This is a genomic window from Spiribacter salinus M19-40 (genome assembly GCF_000319575.2).
GTDB lineage: Bacteria > Pseudomonadota > Gammaproteobacteria > Nitrococcales > Nitrococcaceae > Spiribacter > Spiribacter salinus.
The window spans coordinates 424289-442756 of the sequence record NC_021291.1 but is presented as its reverse complement, the minus strand read 5'-3'; the positions used below and the strand labels follow the sequence as shown (position 1 = coordinate 442756).

Below are 18468 nucleotides of genomic sequence, written 5' to 3'. Positions count from 1 at the left end.
ACTCAAGCCCGAGTTTGAGGGGATTACGCACAAGCGTCGGGCAGACTTCCATGCAGAAAAATTTCCTGGTCATCTCCGCACTGGGCGAAGACCGCCCCGGCATCGTTGAGGAACTCTCCCGGCTGATCTCTGACACCGGTTGTAGCATCGAAGACAGCCGCATGACGGTCCTCGGTGGCGATTTTGCGGTTATCCTGCTGGTTGAAGGCCGCTGGAACGAGTTGGCCAAACTCGAGACCGGGCTACCGGCCGCCGGCCGCAAGCTCGGCCTGACCGCCCACGCCAAGCGCACCGCCCCAAAAACGAAAGAGGGCAACCTGCTGCCCTACAGTGTTGAAGTGGTTTCCATCGATCATCCGGGTATCGTCCATCACCTGGCGGCGTTTTTCTCGGGCCGCGAGATCAATATCCGGGACCTGGCCACGACCAGCTATGCCGCCGCGCACACCGGCACACCGATGTTTCAGGTCCACATGACCATTGACGTCTCGGCCAGCCTACACATCGCGCGCTTGCGCGAGGAGTTCATGGACCTGTGTGACCAGCTCAACCTGGATGCCATCATCGAGCCCAGCAAGCTCTGAGTCCGCAAGAAAAGGCCGACCATGCGCAGCGTCCGTTTGCTCGACACCTCAGTCCTCCTGCACGACCCAGCGGCCGTTTTCCGCTTTGGCGAACAAGACCTCTATCTGCCGCTGGCTGTCCTCCACGGCCTGGATAACGCACGCCATGGCCAAAGCGAGGAAGCGCGGAACGCGCTTCAGGCCTCCCGCTTCCTTGATCAACTGCTGAGCGGTGTCAGCCCCTCCGAGATGGAGCGCGGCCTGCCCCTCGGCGAGGGACTCGGGCGACTTTATTTCATCACCGAGCCGACCGCCGACGCGGATGTCCTCGCCGCGGCGCAAACCCTGACCCGCACCCACCCCGACATCCAGGTCACGCTGGTCGCCCGCGACATCAATCTGCGCATCCAAGCCAGCGTGCTTGGACTGCAGGCGGAGGACCACGAGAGTGAGGCCAGGCTCGACGACCCCGACCTGCTCCCCGGCGGCGTTCATTCGGTATCAGACCCGGCGGCGCCACCGGAGCAGGCCGTTGCGAACGAATTTCTGCTTCAGGCCAACTCCGCCGCCTGGCGTCTCCATGCTGAACCTGACACCGCGACGCTCGTTCCCCAGCCCATCATTGACTTCAGCGCCGCGGGTGAACCGGTCTGGGGCATCCATGCCCGCAATCAGCAACAGACCCTGGCCCTCAATCTGCTCATGGACCCGGATGTCGAACTGGTCACGCTGCTCGGCCCAGCCGGCACCGGGAAAACGTTATTAACGCTGGCGGCCGGTCTGGCACAGACACTGGAGACGGGGCACTACGAAGAGATCCTCATGACCCGGGCGACCATCGCCATTGGCGAGGATATCGGCTATCTACCCGGTACCGAAGAGGAGAAAATGACCCCGTGGATGGGTGCCCTGATGGACAATCTTGAGGTGCTCAGCGCCAGCACTGGGGCGGCTGGCCCGGGCAATGGTGCCAGCAGCGGTAGCCGCTGGGCGCAAGCCGCCACTCAAGATCTGCTTCAAAGCCGCGTTCGTGTGCGATCGCTGAACTTCATGCGCGGGCGCACCCTGCTCAACCGCTACATGGTCCTCGACGAGGCCCAGAACCTCACCCCACAGCAAATGCGCACGCTGATCACCCGGGCAGGGCCCGGCACGAAGATCGTGTGTCTGGGCAACGTCGCTCAGATCGACACGCCCTGGCTCACACCCACAACCTCCGGCCTAACTTATCTTGTGCGACGTTTTCGCGACTGGCCGCACAGCGGACATCTCAATCTGACCCGCGGCGAGCGCTCCCGACTGGCCGCCCACGCCAGCGACGTGCTCTAGCCGTCAGCCTGGCTGGCCTGTGGGCTAGCTGGCTCCTCGAGTTCCTCGCTGAGCATCTCCTCGGCGGCCCGTGGCCATGCATTCATCACCGCCTGGATCACATTGGCGAGGGGGATCGCAAAGAACACACCCCAGAAGCCCCAAATGCCCCCGAACACCAGGATGGCGATGATGATCGCCACCGGATGCAAATTGACCGCCTCAGAGAACAACAGCGGCACCAGGACATTCGCATCGATTGCCTGAATCACCGCATAAGCAATCAAGATCCACATGAACTCGCTGCTCGTGCCGAACTGGAAGTAGGCAACAATGGCAATGGGCAGGGTCACCACGATCGCCCCGACATACGGGATGATCACGGAGAGCCCGACCAGCAGCGCCAGCAACATGGCGAACTCAAGGCCAAAGAACAAAAACGTCATGTAGCTGCCAAACCAGACAATCGCGACTTCGATGAATTTACCGCGCACATAGTTGCCGATTTGCAGATCCACCTCCTGCCAGACGGAAACCGCGAGCCCGTGATGGCGGGGCAAAAACCGTCCCATCCAGCCGAGGATTTTCGATTTATCCCAGAGAAAGAAAAACACCAACACCGGCAGGAGCACGGCATAGACAACCAGTGAGATCACCATTACCACGGAGGCAAAAGAGAACGATGACGCCAGCGCACGTCCGGAGGCGATGGCCTCACGGCGAATGGTATTGAGCAATGCGGCCACCTGGTCGGCCGAGAAATAATCCGGGTAGCGCTCTGGCAGGCGCAATACCGCCTGCTGGCCCTGTTCAAGCATCGCCGGCAGGTTTTCCACCAACTGGATAATCTGGTTGACCACTGTGGGCAGGATGGCGACGATCAAGGCGATGAGCAGTACCATGAAGACCAGGTACACCCCCAACACGGCGAGACGCCGATCAACGCCTGAACGCACCAGCCACCTGACAAGTCCCTCGAGCAGATAAGCCAATACGATCGAGGCGAACACGGGCACCAGCATGCTGCCCAAGAACGTAATAATCGCCAGGCCAGCTAACAGCAGCACACCCAGCCCAACCACCTGAGGGTCACTCAAATGGCGATAGAGCCAATCCCGGACTGTAAACATCGGCGTCGACACGGCCACCTCCTGTTAGCGGTATATACTGTCCCATAGTCGGCGTCCCGATCGGTAGCCATGATGAACACCGCCATAAAGCAAATCATTGTCCAACTGTGTTTCCTCGCCCTGGTCGTGCCTGCCGCCGGGGCGCAGCAGCTCGACTTGTCACTGCCCGATCTCGGCAGCCCATCCAGCAGCACGTTATCGGCCGCCGATGAGCAGCGAATTGGTGCCGAGATGATGCGGGAAATCCGCCAGCAGGTCTCCCTTGTGGACGATCCGGCGGTAACGGCCTATATCCGCGACCTCGGCGCCCGCATCGCCACCGCCACCGACGATCCGGTAGGACAGTACCGGTTTTTCGTCATTGATGATGAGCGTATTAACGCCTTCGCCATGCCGGGCGGCTATGTCGGCGTTCATAGCGGGCTGATTACCGCAAGCCGCACCGAGAGCGAATTGGGCGCCGTGATCGCTCATGAGTTGGCCCATGTTACCCAGCGCCATATTGCCCGGCGCATCGCCGCTGCCGAGCGGAGCGGCGTGCGCACGGCGGCCCTCGTGCTTGCCGGGCTGCTCATTGGTACACAAAACCCACAGGCCGGTATGGCAACGGCGACGACCGGCATGGCGAGCGGCATCGACTCGCAGCTGCGCTACTCACGAGCCCATGAGCGGGAAGCGGATCGGGTTGGCGTGCGCATCATGGCCAATGCACAACTCGACACGCATGGCATGCCGAATTTCTTTGAAGTGCTGCGTGATGACAGCCGCTATCGCAGCCAGCCCCCGGCCTTTCTCAGCACGCATCCACTCACCGAATCACGAATCGCGGATACCCGCGAACGGGCCGAGAAAATCCGTCCCGACGATCCCTTCGAAAGCCCCGGCTACGCGTTTGTCCGGGCCCGGATGCGCGTTATTCAGACCGACGACCTGGAAACACTGACGGCTCGCTTTCGGGCGCGCCTTGAGGACGATTCCAATGACGCAGGCGCGCAGTACGGCCTCGCCTTCGCCCAACTGCAAGCCGGCCAGATCGACAAGGCCCAGGCCCGCTTCGAGGCGCTTCTCCAAGGTCATGGTGAGCATGCGCTGATTTATCTTGGTCTTGCAGAAGCGGCACAGGCCAACGCCCGTTACGAGCAGGCCATCGAACGGCTCGAGCAGGGCCTGAGCCTGTTTCCCGACGACCAGGCGCTGAGCCAAGCAAAGGTCGAGGTTTACCTGGACGATGACAGGCCCAACGAGGCCCTGCGGATTACCCGGACGCTGGTGGATCAAAACCGAGACGCCCCGGGCCTGTGGGCGCTCCATGCCAAGGCCGCCAGCGAAGCGGAGCAGGCCGCCGAGTCTGTTCTTGCCATGGCGCGTTTCTACGCCGTTCAGGGCGATTTCGAAGCAGGCCTCTCCCAATTACGCCGACTCGAAGATCTCAACACGACCCCGCGCCAACGCGCCAGCGCCGAGGACCTCAGTGAGCGCTGGAAGGATCGTGTGACACCCGCCAGCTAATCCACGCCCAGCGCTGGTGTTAGCATAACCGACGGGTTTTGGGGGAGTGACGGAACCGTATGGCCAGCGATGACGCAAAGGGCGACCCGAGCACGGGCTGGATGGAGTGGCTTAGCTGGCTACGCAGCGGTATGGACCCGCTCAGCGTACGCGGGCTGCTTGAGCGATGTGCCCAGGCACTGGACGCCGCCCAGTCACCAGCTGAGGCCAGTGAGCGTGTGGCCCTGGCCATCGACGAAGAACGCCTGCAACAACAAGCCGGCCTCGCCCAGTTCGACCAGTTGCTCAAGCAATGGAGCGCGACCCTGCGTCAAATCGCGCCCATTCTGCCGGATGCCCAAGCGACCGACACCCCGGCGCTGGGGCCCTACCCTCAACGTCAGGCGCTGCTGTCCGCGCTGGCGACCGAAAGCCAGCACTACCAACAGGCGCTCGCCGCGCATCTCGATTCCATTACCACCCTCGCTGAAAACTGCACCGCGGCGTTTCGGGAGGATCTGATCGCTCAGTCCAGCAACAGCGGTGGACGCGAGCATGCAATACCACCCGACACGCTGGTAGCCCGATGGTCAGCGATTGCGGAGCCGCGTTACGAGGCCTGGCTCGATGACCCACAGACACAAGCCCGCATCGGCGCCCTGGTGAATGCCTGGAGCGCACTGGCCACCACCCTGCGAGCGCTGGCCGATGACTGTCTGGAAACGCTCGGGCTACCGTCATCCCGCGGACTCGATGACCTGGCCAATGAGCTTCAGCGTCAACGGCGGCGCCAGCGCCAGGACATTGCCGCATTACAGGCCGAAATCGCCGAGCTTCGCGAACAAATCGATGGCGGCAAGTCATGACGCAGACCAAGGTGCAGGAAGCACTCCGGCGCGCTGCGCAAATCGCCCGCGCGGCTCGGGATATCACCCCCGCCGAGGCAGTGGCCGAGACGGACAACGGCACGCTCTGGCGCTACCAGTGCGACAGTAAGTCACCCCGCATCCCCCTTTTGATTATCTATTCGCTCGTCAACCGCCCGGCCATCCTGGATTTAAGCGCCGAGCGCTCGGTCGTCGCCCACCTGATCAAAAAAGGCTTTGACGTCCACTTACTGGCCTGGAGGCCACCAGGCCAGGCGCGACGCTACCTCGGCCTCGCCGACTACATCCTCGGGGATATTGCGGACGCCGTCGGCTGGCTCCGCCGCACCTCAGGCGCGGCCCCGCACGTCCTCGGCGTCTGCCAGGGCGGTGTGCTCGCCTTAAGCTACGCGGCAACTCCCATGGGACAGGGCACCCGCAGCCTGACTCTGCTCGCTGCGCCCATTGATACCGGCAGCGATAGCGATCGGCTGGCGCAGCTGGCCCGCTCAATCGACTTCAATGCGCTCATTGGCGCGACGGGCAACGTCCCGGGGCAAGGCCTTGCGGGGCTGTTCGCCAGCCTGAAACCGTTTGCGCTCGGCCCGCAGCGCTACAGCGGACTGGCCGAGCTCGCCGATGCCGATGATCAGGCCATTGATACCTTCATGCGCATGGAGCGCTGGATGTATGACGGGCCGGATCTCGCCGGCCAGGCCTTCGCGGAATTCGCTCAGCAAATCTATCAGGACAACGCGCTCGCCCGCGGCATGCTCGATCTCGATGGCCAGCGGGTGGATCTATCAAACGTCCGCTGCCCCGTATTCAACGCCTACGCACTGGACGACCACCTCGTGCCTGTGCACGCGGCGAGTGGCCTCGAGAAGCGAATCACCGGGCCGTGTGTGGAGCACGCACTGCCCGGCGGTCATCTCGGGCTTTTTATCAGCAAGCGCGCGCATCAAATGCTCTATCCGGCGTTATCCGACTGGCTGCATCGCATTCATTAATGTTCTGGAGATTCCCATGGCCCTGAATCCATCGGTGACTGTTCTTGGGCTGTTCTGTGCCGATCTGATCAGCCGAACGCCACGACTCCCCGCCTGGGGAGAGACATTGCGTGGCCGCGGATTCAGCCTGATGGCCGGCGGGAAAGGCTCTAACCAGGCAGTCGCAGCCGCTCGCCAAGGTGCGAGCGTGGCGTTTATCTCACGCCTTGGTGATGATGCTTTTGCCCCATTGGCGCGATCACTCTACGCAGAGGCCGGCATCGATATGACGCACGTCGGCACAGACCCGGCCGCACCCACCGGAACGGCCACCATCCTGGTCGATGATGAGATTGGCGATAATGCGATCGTGATCGACCCCGGCGCGTGTCAAAACCTCACGAAAGCAGATATTGACGCGGCCCAGTCCGTGATTGCCGGCTCCGCCATATTCGTCAGCCAACTGGAGTTACCGCTCGAAATCTGTCGTTACGGTATCGAGACCGCCCATCAGCATGGGGTGCCCGTCATCCTGAATCCCGCACCGGGCCAAGTCATCCCCGAGGCGATGTATCCCCTGATTGATTACCTCACCCCAAACGAGTCCGAGGCCGCGCTGCTGGTTGGCGGCACGGTTGAGACACTGGACGATGCCCGGGATGCCGCCTCGATCTTGCGCAAGCGGGGGGTTGGTCATGTCCTGATTACCCTGGGCGCTCAAGGGGTCTGGATTAACAGCCCGAGCTTTGAGGGCCTTGTTCCGGCCATCCGGGTCGATAGCGTCGTGGATACGATTGGCGCGGGCGATGCGTTTAACGGTGGGCTTGCCGCAGCGCTGGCTGAAGGCGCAACCCTTGAGGCGGCAGCACGTCGAGGCTGTGCTGTCGCCGGTCTTTCCGTGGCAAGGGCTGGCGCCGCACCCGCTATCCCAATGCGAGAAGTTGTCGATGCCGAGCTGATGCGGCGCAACAACGAAAAGGGTTGCGCCGATCAATGACCCCCATTAGGGTCATAGGCGAATTGAATAGCGCCAAGAGGAGGAGGCCGGGCCACACCCGATCAAAAAACGAACGTGGCCCACTGCCTAATAAAGCGTCCCATTACGAGGGCGCAACCTTCGGGAGACATCGTCTCCCCTTTTTTGGCCAGGCATGCTGCAACGCATCACAGCCCACCTGTTCTTTACCCTACGCCTCAGGCGCTAGAAGCTGCAGAACAGCGCGCCGTTGACCGGCAGGTTGGCACCATTGATATAGCCCGCCTCATCAGCCGTCAGAAAACGAACGGCTCGCGCAATATCGCCAGGCTCACCCATATCACCTGCCGGGATCTGGGCAACGATACCTTCGCGCACCTGATCCGGTATCGCATCGGTCATGCTCGTTTTGATATATCCCGGGGACACCGTATTGGCCGTGATGCCCTTGGGCGCACCCTCTTTCGCGACGGCCATGGTGAAGCCGTGCATGCCGGCCTTGGCCGCAGAGTAGTTCGTCTGGCCAAATTGCCCGGACTGACCGTTCACGGAGGAAATGTTCACGATGCGCCCGAATCCGCGCTCGCGCATGGAGCCAACGAACTGCCGCGTCACGTTGAATGCCCCGTTCAAGTTGATATCAATGACCGAGCGCCACTGATCGGAGGCCATCTTGTGCAGGAAGCCGTCGCGGGTAATCCCGGCAACGTTAACCAGCACATCCACTTCGCCAAACTGCTCACGGACTGTCTCGGCCATCTTTTCGCAGGCATCGTAATCGCTGACGTCACACTGCACCCAGTTGGCGTCGATGCCCTCCTGACGCAGATTTTCCGCCCAGGCCTCGATGTTCTCAGCCTCTGGATCGAGACAGGTGGTCACGATGCGCCGTCCATCAGCGCCAAGCTGCCGGCAAATTTCGGTACCAATGCCACCCTCACCGCCGGTAACCAGAGCTAATCTCGCCGCCATGCTGACCTCCCATGCTTGTGCGTCGCACAATGAAAAATGTTGCACAGCATCATAGAGACGGTAAAAAGGTGTGTCAACGCGCCGAAAAGCCGCCACAAGGGCGGTTCAGCGACGTTGAAATCGGCAGGACTCAGGTCTGGTCTGAGCCCTTTTTGTTGCGGTTTTCCGGCGCTGACGAAGGCCTCGAAGCCTCATCTTTATCGGATGAATCGCTTGAGCTGGAACGCTGCTGTGTCTTGAAGCTATCCATCGCTTGCTGCCAGATGCTCAAGTTCTGTTCGGCAATTTGCGAGAGGACCTGAACGGGGTTATTGGCATCCATGAAATGGCGCGCCCGCTCCCGCATCTCCCGTTGCTGATCCGCCCACAGCTCCATGCTCTTTTCGAGATAACTGGTCAGCAGATTCTGCATATTGCCGCCATACGCTCGGATGATCTGCGCCAGCAGCTCGCTGGAGAAAATGGGCTCGCCCCCTTCCTCCTCCTCGCTGATAATTTGCAGCAGAATGGTTCGGGTCAAATCCGTGCCCGTCTTTGCATCCGTGACCTGGAACTCAACGCCGTCGAGCACCAGCCCTTTGACATCGGCCAGTGTGATGTAGCTGCTGATGGCCGTGTCGTAGAGACGCCGGTTGGGGTATTTCTTGATGAGACGGTTGTCGGCCATCGTCTGCAGCCTCCTTATCGTTTTCGGTTAGCGCTCAACAGCCAGTGCGACGCCCTGACCGCCGCCAATGCAGAGCGTCGCCAGCCCGCGCTGAACATCCCGGCGCTGCATTTCGTGGAGCAATGTCACCAGGATGCGCGCCCCAGAGGCGCCTATCGGATGACCGATCGAGATCGCGCCACCGTTCACATTGACCTTTTCTGGATCCCAGCCGATCTCTTTGCTCACGGCGAGCGCCTGAGCCGCAAAAGCCTCGTTGGATTCGATCAAATCCAGGTCGTCGACGCCCCACCCGGCACGCTCGAGGCAGCGCCGCGTGGCAGGAATCGGGCCGCTCCCCATGATCCGCGGCTCAACGCCCGCATTGGCGTAGGCCTTAATGCGGGCGATGGGCTCAAGGCCGAGCGCCTTCGCGCGACTCTCGGACATCATCAGCACCACGGCCGCCCCATCGTTAATGCCTGAGGCGTTGGCCGCGGTCACACTGCCGTCTTTCTTAAACGCCGCGCGAGCTTTGGCAAACCCTTCCGCGGTGCTGCCGTGGCGCGGAAACTCGTCGGTATCAAAGACCACCGGGTCGCCCTTACGCTGGGGAATCTCGACCGGGACGATCTCGTCCGCGAAACGGCCTGCCTTCTGAGCGGCCTCGGCAAGCTGCTGGGAGCGCGCCGCAAACGCGTCCTGCTCCTCGCGGCTGATGCCGAAATCCTCGGCCAGATTCTCGGCCGTCACGCCCATGTGGTAGTCGTTAAAGGCATCCCACAATCCATCCTTGATCATGGTGTCATCCATCGTCCACGGCCCCATCCGCTGACCTTTGCGGGAATTGGGCAGCGCGTGCGGAGCGTTGCTCATGGACTCCTGGCCACCGGCCAGGACAACACCGGCGTCTTCCAGCCGAATCGCCTGGCTGGCCAGATGGGTTGCCTTGAGGCCACTCCCGCAGACCTTGTTGAGGGTCATTGCCGGTGTGGTCACCGGTAGACCGGCGTTCAACGCAGCCTGACGGGCTGGATTCATCCCGCATGCGGCGGTCAGGACCTGCCCGAGAATCACCTCATCGATGATCTGGGGGTCAACGGAGGCCCGCTCCAGCACCCCACGAATCACCTGAGAGCCGATTTCCGCGGCGGTTAATGCGGATAGCGTTCCGCCAAAAGTCCCCACAGCGCTGCGCCCAGCGGCGGTAATGACGACGTTTTCCATGGCCTTGCCTCCTACTCCGAATAAAGGACTGACTTCACATGGTATCAGCGAGTTGACCGTTCTGCCGTAATGCAGCATCGGCCCGCTGCCCGTGTTCAACCAACTGCCGAAAGGCGCTCGCTTTGGATTCGGTCTCGTCGAATTCTTCCCGACAGCGAGAGTCGATGACGACCCCTCCGCCCGCGCGATAATCCAACCAGCCATTGCGCGCCGTCAGTGTGCGGATCGCGATATTGGTATCCATGGCGCCGTCATAGCCAATGTAGCCAATGGCCCCGCAATAGACACCGCGCGGCTTGGCCTCAAGCTCGTCAATGATTTCCATCGCCCGAAACTTCGGCGCACCGGTGATCGATCCACCCGGCAAGCAGTCGCGCAAAAGATCGGTTGCACTGCGCTGAGGCGCCATCTGTCCGGTTACGACGCTGACCATATGGTGCACCGTGGCAAAACTTTCCACCCTGCACAATGCCGGCACGCGAACACTGCCAATCTCGCAACTCTGGCCCAGATCATTGCGCAGCAAATCCACGATCATCACGTTCTCAGCGCGATCCTTCGGGCTGGCCAGCAGCGCCTCACGCGCCGCTGCATCCTGCCCCGGATTCGCCGACCGCGGACGCGTGCCCTTAATCGGCTGTGTCTCAACCCGACCGTCGCGTAGTCGAAGAAAACGCTCGGGTGATCCACTCAACACCGGTCCACCCGGCAGGTCGAGGTAGGCCGAAAAGGGCCCGCCAGCGAGCGCACGGAACTCGCGATAGACCCCAAGCGGGTCGCCTTGAAAACGCGCACCGAGTCGGCGGGTCAGGTTGACCTGATAACAATCCCCCTCGCGCAGGTAATGCGCGACCTGATCGAACGCCAATGCATAGGCCTCAAGGCCCGGCTCATCCATCACCGGGCCGGTCGTTTCCCAGCCATCCGGCGACGTTTCCGGGCCGGTGACAAGCCATTCCGCCACCTCGCTTGGCACCTCACCCGCCAGCCACGCCTTTCCGCGCTCATGATCCAGCACAAGCGCCCAGTCATAGAGGCCGACGGCCATTTCCGTGAGCGTGTCAGCCTCGGGCGCGATCGTCTGGCCCTGTAGCCGCCGGCCCAGTTCATAACTGAAATAACCCACTGCGCCCCCCGCGAAGGGGGCGGGCCAGTCTGGCTGCTGCGTGCTGCGCGATGCGGCGCGATCGGTCAACCGCGCGTTGAGGGCTGCCAGCGGGTCGCCGCAGCTTAGGCACTCCGTCCCGGCAGCGGTTGTTCGCCACGTTCGGCCGGTCCGCGCGACCAGCGTCTCCGCTGGGTCAGCGGCCATGATGCTGTACTCACCGCCAGCCCCCCCGTCCAGCCAGACCGCGCACGGCCATCGCGCCCGGAAGGCGCCAAACGTGGCCACCGGGTCAACGGGAAACGGCAGGGAGATTTCGGCCATGCGCGCTGCACCAACCGCCTGTGAGTGTGTTCATCGCATGGTAATCTGCCCACTTCGCAAAAACTATCGTTGCAGAGACCGAGGGGGATCATGGCAGGGCATAGCAAGTGGGCGAACATCCAGCACCGCAAAAAGGCGCAGGACGCCAAGCGCGGCAAGATCTTCACCAAGATGATCCGCGAAATCACCGTGGCAGCGCGCCAGGGCGGCGATGATCCCGATACCAACCCGCGCTTGCGTCTGGCAATTGACCGGGCACTGGCGGTCAATATGCCCAAGGACAAGGTGGAAAAAGCGGCCGCACGGGGCGCTGGCACGGATGAGGCAGCCGCCTACGAAGAGGCCCGATTTGAGGGCTATGGCCCGGGCGGTATCGCCATCATGGCCGACTGCATGACGGATAACCGCAACCGCACCGTCAGCGAGATTCGCCACGCCTTTAACAAACATGGCGGCAATCTCGGCACCGATGGCTGCGTGGCGTTCATGTTCCAACAGCGCGGTGTCATGATCTTCCCGCCCGATACTGAAGAAGATCGGCTGATGGAGGCGGCCCTTGAGGCCGGCGCTGAAGACGTCTTGGCGAACTCTGACGGCTCATTTGAAGTGCTTACCGCGCCCGAGGAGTTCACCGCTGTGCGGGATCAACTGGTCGCCGGGGGGCTCGAGGCGGCAGATTCCGAGGTTACGATGCGCCCGGAAACCACCAGCGAGCTTGACGGCGAAGAGGGCGCGAAAGCACTTCGTCTCATTGAGCGGCTTGAAGACCTGGATGACGTGCAGCATGTCTATACCAACGCGGAGTTCCAGGAATCCGCCTATGAGGCGGTCTGAAGCAGCCATGTCAGGCCAGCGCACAGCGCGTCGCATCCTTGGCATCGACCCGGGCTCGGTCAAAACCGGCTTTGGCGTGATTGAGGTGAGCGGCAGCCAGGCCATTTATGTCGCAAGCGGCGTCATCCAGGCGGGCACCGGGGCCTTTGCGGCACGATTGCACACCATTTTCACCGGCCTCACGGCCGTTATCGCAGAGCATGAAGCCACGGAGTCAGCGGTTGAAGAGGTGTTTGTGAATCGAAACGTGCAATCGGCCCTGAAGCTCGGTCAGGCCCGTGGCGCCGCCATCTGCGCTTGCGCTGGCGGCGGCCTTGCGGTGCATGAATACAGCGCGCGCGCGGTCAAACAGGCGCTCGTCGGCCGAGGCGGCGCCGATAAAAGCCAGGTGGGATACATGGTGCGCGCCACGCTCGGGCTGCAAGGCACACTGCGCGAAGACGCCGCCGACGCCCTCGCCGTGGCCCTTGCGCACACCCAGCATGATCGGCTGGATGCCCGTATTGCCAGTGGAGCGGCACGATGATCGGGCGAATCAGCGGTACCCTGATCGAAAAGCACCCGCCCTGGATCCTGGTCGACACTGGCGGCGTCGGCTATGAGCTCGAAGCCCCCATGTCGACGATCTACCAGCTACCGGAGACCGGGCAGACCGTCGCCCTGCGGGTGCATCAGGGGCTACGGGATGAAGTCCCGGTTTTATACGGTTTTCTGAGCGAGGGGGAGCGCGAGCTTTTCCGTGCCCTAATCCGAGTCAACGGCGTTGGCCCCAAAATGGCGCTGGCCATTCTCTCCGGTATCAGCGCCGAGGAATTCCGCCGCTGTGTCGAGCAAAAAGACACGGCCACACTCACGCGGCTACCCGGCATAGGCAAAAAGATCGCTGAGCGACTCACGCTTGAAATGCAGGATCGTGTGGAGGGGCTGGCCGGCGGCTCAGGCCTTGCCACGGCGAGCGCGGTGCCAGCCGACGCCACCGGCGAGGCCCATGCCGCGCTGGTCGCTCTGGGTTATCGGCCAGCCGAAGCGCAGCGACTGCTGCAAGGCCTTGATGACACCGCGGACAGCAGCGAGTCACTCATCCGGGCCGCGCTGCAAAAGGCCGTGCGCTAGCCGCATCGGCAGGAACAAAGGGCCATGATAGAAAACGACCACATCACCTCCACCAACGCGGCCCCCGACGACGAGGCGGTCGATCGGGCCATTCGCCCCAAGCGCCTCGGCGACTACATTGGCCAGCAGGCTGTACGCGATCAGCTGGAGATCTTCGTGCACGCCGCAAAAGCGCGGAGCGAGGCGCTCGATCATGTCCTGGTATTCGGCCCGCCCGGTCTCGGCAAGACGACGCTGGCCCACATCATCGCTCACGAGCTTGGCGTCAACCTCCGCCAGACCTCCGGGCCCGTGATCGACCGACCAGGCGATCTGGCCGCGCTGCTCACCAACCTCGAGCCAGGCGACGTGTTGTTCGTTGATGAAATTCATCGCTTGTCCGCCGTGGTTGAGGAAGTGCTCTACCCCGCCATGGAAGACCAGCAGATCGATATCATGGTGGGCGAGGGACCGGCGGCCCGCTCGATCAAGCTCGATCTGCCGCCCTTTACCCTGGTCGGTGCAACAACCCGTGCCGGCTTGCTGACATCGCCGTTGCGGGATCGCTTCGGCATTGTCCAGCGCCTCGAGTACTACTCCGTTACCGAGCTCACCACGATCGTAAATCGCTCGGCAAACCTGCTCGCCCTCGCCATCGACGAGGGTGGTGCAACGGAGATCGCTCGCCGGGCGCGTGGCACGCCCAGAATTGCCAATCGGCTGCTCAGGCGCGTGCGGGATTACGCAGAGGTCCGGGCAGACGGCCACATCAGCCAGGCCGTCGCTGCCGCCGCAATGGATATGCTCAAGGTCGATAACAGCGGCTTTGATATTCAGGACCGGCGGCTGCTGTTGGCGATCCTTGAGAAGTTCGACGGCGGGCCGGTGGGCGTGGAAAGCCTGGCGGCCGCTATTGGCGAGGAGCGGGGCACCATCGAGGATGTGATCGAGCCCTACCTGATCCAGCAGGGCTTTCTGCACCGCACACCACGGGGTCGAATGGCCACTCGCAGCGCCTACGCGCACTTCGATCGGCCGGCGCCGCCCCGGATAGCCGACCCCACGGGCGAGCTCTTCGATCATGACTAAACGCCGGTTGCGCCGCAGCAGCCGGGGGACTACTGTTTCGGGTCATCGACCCAGCTGAGGATGGCCGATGTCCGCTGACCTTTCCGTGACCCACCTGATCCTGGAGGCAAGTTTTGTCGTCCAAGTGGTGATGTTGATTCTGCTGGTGGCCTCAGTGAGCTCCTGGGCCCTGATCTTCCGGAAAATCCGGCACCTGCGCCGAGCTGACGACGGCGCCGAGGCGTTTGAGGATACCTTCTGGTCCGGCGGCAATCTCACCGACATCTACAGCCGCTCCGAGCAGCCCGACATCGAATCGGGCGGTCTGGAGCGCATATTTCGAGCGGGTTTTCGTGAATTCACGCGCATGCGTCAGCAAAACGCCCTCGCTGAGCCCACCATTGAAGGGGCCCAGCGCGCCATGCGCGTCGCCATCAACCGCGAGATGGATCACCTCGAATCGCATGTGCCTTACCTGGCAACGGTCGGCTCAACCAGTCCGTACATCGGCCTCTTCGGCACGGTATGGGGCATCATGAACTCGTTTCTCGCCCTCGGGGCGATGCAGCAGGCAACCCTCGCGACCGTCGCGCCAGGCATTGCAGAAGCGCTGATTGCCACCGCACTCGGCCTGTTTGCCGCGATCCCCGCGGTGATTGCCTACAACCGCTTCTCGAGTCAGTCCGAGCGCATCACCAATCGCTACGAAATGTTTGTTGAAGAGTTCACCAGCATTCTCCAGCGCCACCTGCAGGGACGGGGCAGCGTCGAGCGATGAGCAACACCCTGCCGAGTCGCCGCCAGCGCGGCCGTCGCCGGCCCATGGCAGAAATTAACGTCGTCCCCTACATCGACGTGATGCTCGTGCTGCTCGTCATTTTCATGGTGACGGCACCCCTGCTCTATCAGGGCGTGAATGTCGACTTACCGGAGTCCAGCGCCGAGCCCCTCACGGCCGATGAACAAGAACCCCTGATTGTTGAGGTCGATCGCGATGGTCGGTTCTACCTGAGCGTGGGCGATCAAGCCGATGACGAGGCACTGAATACCGACGAGGTCATCGCGACCGTGACCACGCTAATGCGCGCGCAACCTGAAACCCCGGTGTATGTCCGCGGCGATGCGGATGTGGCCTATGCCCGGGTGATCGACGTCATGGCCGCTCTGCAGGAAGCGGGGGTTCCGCAGGTAGGGCTCATGACCCAACCCGCGCCGCGCAGCGAATGATCAGGCGGGAGACAGCGCGGGATGTGGCACTGTCGATCGGTGCCCACGTGGTGTTGTTTCTCGTCTTCACCGTCAGCTTGCGATTCGGTTCCAGCCTGGATGATGCCGTGCCGGGTACAGAGCAATCCATGCAGGCGACGGCCATCAGCCAACCCGTACCTGACCAGGAGGCAGAGCGGGAGGCTGAGGCGCAGGCCCAGCGCGAGGCCGAAGAACAGGCCCGCCGCGAGGCCGAGGAGCAGGCTCAGCGCGAAGCGGAGGAGCAGGCACAACGCGAGGCCGAAGAACAGGCTCGCCGCGAGGCCGAGGAACAAGCCCGCCGCGAGGCCGAGGAACAGGCCCAGCGTGAAGCCGAGGAACAAGCCCGCCGCGAGGCGGAGGAGCAGGCCCGACGCGAAGCCGAAGAACAAGCTCGCCGCGACGCGGAGGAACAGGCCCGCCGCGAGGCCGAAGCGCTCGCGCAGCGTCAGGCCGAGGCACGCGGCACCTACGATGCCGCAATCCGGCAAAAGATTAATCGCGCGTGGAGCCGACCGCCAGGTATCCCGGAGGGCCTGAGCGCCGTCGTTGCGGTCCGCCTTGGCCCTGGTGGTACAGTCCTGAGTGCTGAGGTGGTGGAGAGCAGCGGCAATGCCGCCTTCGACCGCTCCGCTGAACGGGCAGTCCTGAGAGCTGACCCGCTTCCCATGCCGGACGAGCCCTCACTGGCGGCCCCGTACCGGCGAGGCGTTGAGTTAACCTTCACACCTGAGTAACCGAAATGCGGTTGACTAGAGGAATCATGAAAAAGCTGCTCGTGCTAATCCTAGGCTTACTCCTCAGCGTCCCAGCGATCGGACAGGTCAAACTCGAGATCACCGGTGGTGCCGAAGCGGCTTTGCCAATCGCGGTTGTGCCCTTCCAGTCCGAGACCAGCACGAGTCAGCTCGATTTCGCGAACATCATCCGTGACAACCTCTACCGCAGCGGCCTGTTCGATCCGATCAGCCCCGACAACCACCTTGGTCAGCCTTCCCGTTTTGAGGACGTGCGCTTTCGCAACTGGCGCGCGCTCGGCGCCGATACCCTGGTCGTGGGAGAAATCCGCCCTGGAGAAGGCGGCAATTACCGAGTGCGCTATGAGCTCCTCGATGTTTATGGCGGCGAGCGCATGACCGGGCAACGCTTCACCGTCGCCCCAGAAGGACTGCGCAACCTCGCACACACCATCAGCGACCAGATATTCGAGGCCGTCACGGGCCGACCAGGCGGATTCAACACCCGCATCGCCTATGTTGAAGAGGAAGGCAGCGTTGATGACCCGACCTATCGGCTGACGATCGCTGAGGCCGATGGGCATCGGCCACAGACCATCCTGACCTCCAGTCAGCCACTCATGTCGCCGGACTGGTCACCCGATGGTGAGCGGCTGGCCTATGTGTCCTTCGAATCGGGGCGCAGCTCGCAGGTGTTTGTACAGGACGTCGGCACGGGTGAACGTCGCTCCGTGGCGGCCTTTCGCGGCATTAATGGCGCACCCGCCTGGTCGCCAGACGGTGAAACGCTGGCCATCACACTCTCTCGCGGCGGTAACCCTGACATCTACCTGATTGCCGCCGATGGCAGCGGCGATGCGCGCCAACTGACTGACCACTTCGGTATCGACACCGAGCCGGTCTGGTCACCCGATGGCGAGCATCTGTATTTTACCTCCAACCGCGGCGGCGGCCCGCAGATCTATCGCATCCCGGCCTCCGGCGGCGAGGCCGAGCGGGTCACGTTTGAGGGTAAATACAACGCCTCACCCAGCGTGTCCGCCAACGGCCGACTGCTCGCTTTCACGCATCGACAAGACGGCCACTTTCGGATCGCAGTGCAGGACCTCGAAGAGGACTTCATGCGCGTGCTCACCGATGGGCAACTCGACGAGTCACCGAGCTTTTCGGCGAGTGGCAGCATGATCGCTTACACCCGTTCGGTGGATGACGGCACCGAGCTGGCCACCGTCTCGGTATTTGGCCGGGTCCAGGGTGGGCTGACCGAGTTTGATAACACCGTGCGTGAGCCCGATTGGGGCCCATTGTGACATTGCGCTTTTCGCCGACGCCGATTCAGCATAAAATAGACATCAGAAAACAGGAGAACCGCTCATGAACCACCCAACCCGCTGGCTGGCAACGCTGGCCGTTACGATCTTTCTGGCTGGCTGCGCCTCGACGGGCGATGACATCGATGACTCCGAGATGGCGGAAATCGACGAGGCCGCCGGTGCCGAGACCGCTGGCGCCTCTGGCGGCACCAGCTTCGAAGGCGAACCCCTCGAGGATCCGTCCAGCCCGCTTTCCGAGCGCATTGTCTACTTCGACTACGACAGCAGTCGCCTGAGCGATGAGGCCATGGATCAACTGGAAGCGCATGGCGAATACCTGGCGGACAACCCCGACCGGCAAATGCTGGTTGAAGGCCACACCGACGAGCGCGGCGCACGGGAATACAACCTGGCCCTTGGCGAGCGGCGTGCCGAGTCGGTGAAACAAGCCCTCACCCTCGCAGGCGCTGATGAGGCGCAGGTCGATACCGTGAGCTATGGTGAGGAAAGCCCGGCCGTCAGTGGCAGCAGCGAGTCGGCCTGGGCGGAGAATCGCCGCGCCGAGTTGGTCTACGAGCGCTAGCA

General features: G+C 62.6%; 20 protein-coding genes. 15 read left to right on the top strand and 5 right to left on the bottom strand.

From position 1 onward, the window contains the following. Positions 1 to 50: 50 nt before the first annotated feature. Both SPISAL_RS02185 and SPISAL_RS02180 read left to right on the top strand, forming a co-directional pair. Positions 51 to 584 carry a glycine cleavage system transcriptional repressor gene (locus SPISAL_RS02185; RefSeq protein ID WP_016352840.1) on the top strand — a complete coding sequence of 178 codons (534 nt, stop codon included), beginning with the start codon at positions 51 to 53 and terminating at the stop codon, positions 582 to 584. A gap of 21 nt (positions 585 to 605) precedes the next feature. Next, positions 606 to 1892: a PhoH family protein gene (locus SPISAL_RS02180; protein WP_016352839.1), complete on the top strand. Its 1287-nt coding sequence runs from the start codon at positions 606 to 608 to the stop codon at positions 1890 to 1892. Here the strand turns inward: SPISAL_RS02180 and SPISAL_RS02175 are convergent. Continuing rightward, positions 1889 to 3001 carry an AI-2E family transporter gene (locus SPISAL_RS02175; RefSeq protein ID WP_016352838.1) on the bottom strand — a complete coding sequence of 371 codons (1113 nt, stop codon included), beginning with the start codon at positions 2999 to 3001 and terminating at the stop codon, positions 1889 to 1891. The genes SPISAL_RS02180 and SPISAL_RS02175 overlap by 4 nt on opposite strands. Before the next feature lie 72 nt (positions 3002 to 3073). Between SPISAL_RS02175 and SPISAL_RS02170 the strand changes: the two genes are divergently transcribed. The 4 genes from SPISAL_RS02170 to rbsK are packed head-to-tail and all read left to right on the top strand — an operon-like array spanning position 3074 to position 7341. Next, the gene (locus SPISAL_RS02170; protein ID WP_187287974.1) at positions 3074 to 4510 is read left to right on the top strand and encodes a M48 family metalloprotease; all 1437 of its coding nucleotides are present in this window, start codon (positions 3074 to 3076) and stop codon (positions 4508 to 4510) included. Positions 4511 to 4569: 59 nt separating this feature from the next. Next, on the top strand, positions 4570 to 5355 hold the full coding sequence (locus SPISAL_RS02165; RefSeq protein ID WP_016352836.1) for a poly(R)-hydroxyalkanoic acid synthase subunit PhaE: 786 nt from the start codon (positions 4570 to 4572) through the stop codon (positions 5353 to 5355). After that, positions 5352 to 6365: an alpha/beta fold hydrolase gene (locus tag SPISAL_RS02160; protein WP_016352835.1), complete on the top strand. Its 1014-nt coding sequence runs from the start codon at positions 5352 to 5354 to the stop codon at positions 6363 to 6365. The genes SPISAL_RS02165 and SPISAL_RS02160 overlap by 4 nt, the downstream gene beginning before the upstream one ends. Before the next feature lie 16 nt (positions 6366 to 6381). Then, the gene (gene rbsK, locus SPISAL_RS02155) at positions 6382 to 7341 is read left to right on the top strand and encodes a ribokinase (RefSeq protein ID WP_016352834.1); all 960 of its coding nucleotides are present in this window, start codon (positions 6382 to 6384) and stop codon (positions 7339 to 7341) included. 204 nt (positions 7342 to 7545) lie between these two features. Here rbsK and phbB read toward each other — a convergent pair whose 3' ends face one another. The 4 genes from phbB to pabB all read right to left on the bottom strand — a co-directional run bounded on the left by phbB (position 7546) and on the right by pabB (position 11594). Beyond that, a complete protein-coding gene (gene phbB / locus SPISAL_RS02150) occupies positions 7546 to 8292 on the bottom strand; it encodes an acetoacetyl-CoA reductase (RefSeq protein WP_016352833.1) in 747 nt (248 codons plus the stop codon). A 130-nt stretch (positions 8293 to 8422) separates the two neighbouring features. Continuing rightward, positions 8423 to 8959 (bottom strand): polyhydroxyalkanoate synthesis repressor PhaR, encoded by a 537-nt coding sequence (gene phaR, locus SPISAL_RS02145; RefSeq protein WP_016352832.1) that lies wholly within the window; start codon positions 8957 to 8959, stop codon positions 8423 to 8425. A gap of 27 nt (positions 8960 to 8986) precedes the next feature. Continuing rightward, the gene (locus SPISAL_RS02140; protein ID WP_016352831.1) at positions 8987 to 10165 is read right to left on the bottom strand and encodes an acetyl-CoA C-acetyltransferase; all 1179 of its coding nucleotides are present in this window, start codon (positions 10163 to 10165) and stop codon (positions 8987 to 8989) included. 34 nt (positions 10166 to 10199) lie between these two features. Then, on the bottom strand, positions 10200 to 11594 hold the full coding sequence (pabB, locus tag SPISAL_RS02135) for an aminodeoxychorismate synthase component I (protein WP_016352830.1): 1395 nt from the start codon (positions 11592 to 11594) through the stop codon (positions 10200 to 10202). Between the two features lie 90 nt (positions 11595 to 11684). Between pabB and SPISAL_RS02130 the strand changes: the two genes are divergently transcribed. The 9 genes from SPISAL_RS02130 to pal all read left to right on the top strand — a co-directional run bounded on the left by SPISAL_RS02130 (position 11685) and on the right by pal (position 18466). Further along, the gene (locus SPISAL_RS02130; protein ID WP_016352829.1) at positions 11685 to 12428 is read left to right on the top strand and encodes a YebC/PmpR family DNA-binding transcriptional regulator; all 744 of its coding nucleotides are present in this window, start codon (positions 11685 to 11687) and stop codon (positions 12426 to 12428) included. A gap of 7 nt (positions 12429 to 12435) precedes the next feature. Continuing rightward, positions 12436 to 12954 (top strand): crossover junction endodeoxyribonuclease RuvC, encoded by a 519-nt coding sequence (gene ruvC / locus SPISAL_RS02125; protein ID WP_016352828.1) that lies wholly within the window; start codon positions 12436 to 12438, stop codon positions 12952 to 12954. Further along, the gene (gene ruvA, locus SPISAL_RS02120) at positions 12951 to 13541 is read left to right on the top strand and encodes a Holliday junction branch migration protein RuvA (RefSeq protein ID WP_016352827.1); all 591 of its coding nucleotides are present in this window, start codon (positions 12951 to 12953) and stop codon (positions 13539 to 13541) included. The genes ruvC and ruvA overlap by 4 nt, the downstream gene beginning before the upstream one ends. Before the next feature lie 24 nt (positions 13542 to 13565). Then, on the top strand, positions 13566 to 14609 hold the full coding sequence (gene ruvB / locus SPISAL_RS02115) for a Holliday junction branch migration DNA helicase RuvB (RefSeq protein WP_016352826.1): 1044 nt from the start codon (positions 13566 to 13568) through the stop codon (positions 14607 to 14609). A 67-nt stretch (positions 14610 to 14676) separates the two neighbouring features. After that, on the top strand, positions 14677 to 15366 hold the full coding sequence (tolQ, locus tag SPISAL_RS02110) for a protein TolQ (protein ID WP_016352825.1): 690 nt from the start codon (positions 14677 to 14679) through the stop codon (positions 15364 to 15366). Next, a complete protein-coding gene (gene tolR, locus SPISAL_RS02105) occupies positions 15363 to 15815 on the top strand; it encodes a protein TolR (protein WP_016352824.1) in 453 nt (150 codons plus the stop codon). Before tolQ ends, tolR begins: the two co-directional genes overlap by 4 nt. 23 nt (positions 15816 to 15838) lie before the next feature. Then, on the top strand, positions 15839 to 16570 hold the full coding sequence (gene tolA, locus SPISAL_RS02100; RefSeq protein WP_016352823.1) for a cell envelope integrity protein TolA: 732 nt from the start codon (positions 15839 to 15841) through the stop codon (positions 16568 to 16570). A gap of 26 nt (positions 16571 to 16596) precedes the next feature. Then, positions 16597 to 17880, top strand: a complete 1284-nt coding sequence (gene tolB, locus SPISAL_RS02095; RefSeq protein WP_016352822.1) for a Tol-Pal system beta propeller repeat protein TolB — start codon at positions 16597 to 16599, stop codon at positions 17878 to 17880. A gap of 64 nt (positions 17881 to 17944) precedes the next feature. After that, a complete protein-coding gene (gene pal / locus SPISAL_RS02090; RefSeq protein WP_016352821.1) occupies positions 17945 to 18466 on the top strand; it encodes a peptidoglycan-associated lipoprotein Pal in 522 nt (173 codons plus the stop codon). The last annotated feature ends 2 nt before the right edge of the window (positions 18467 to 18468 follow it).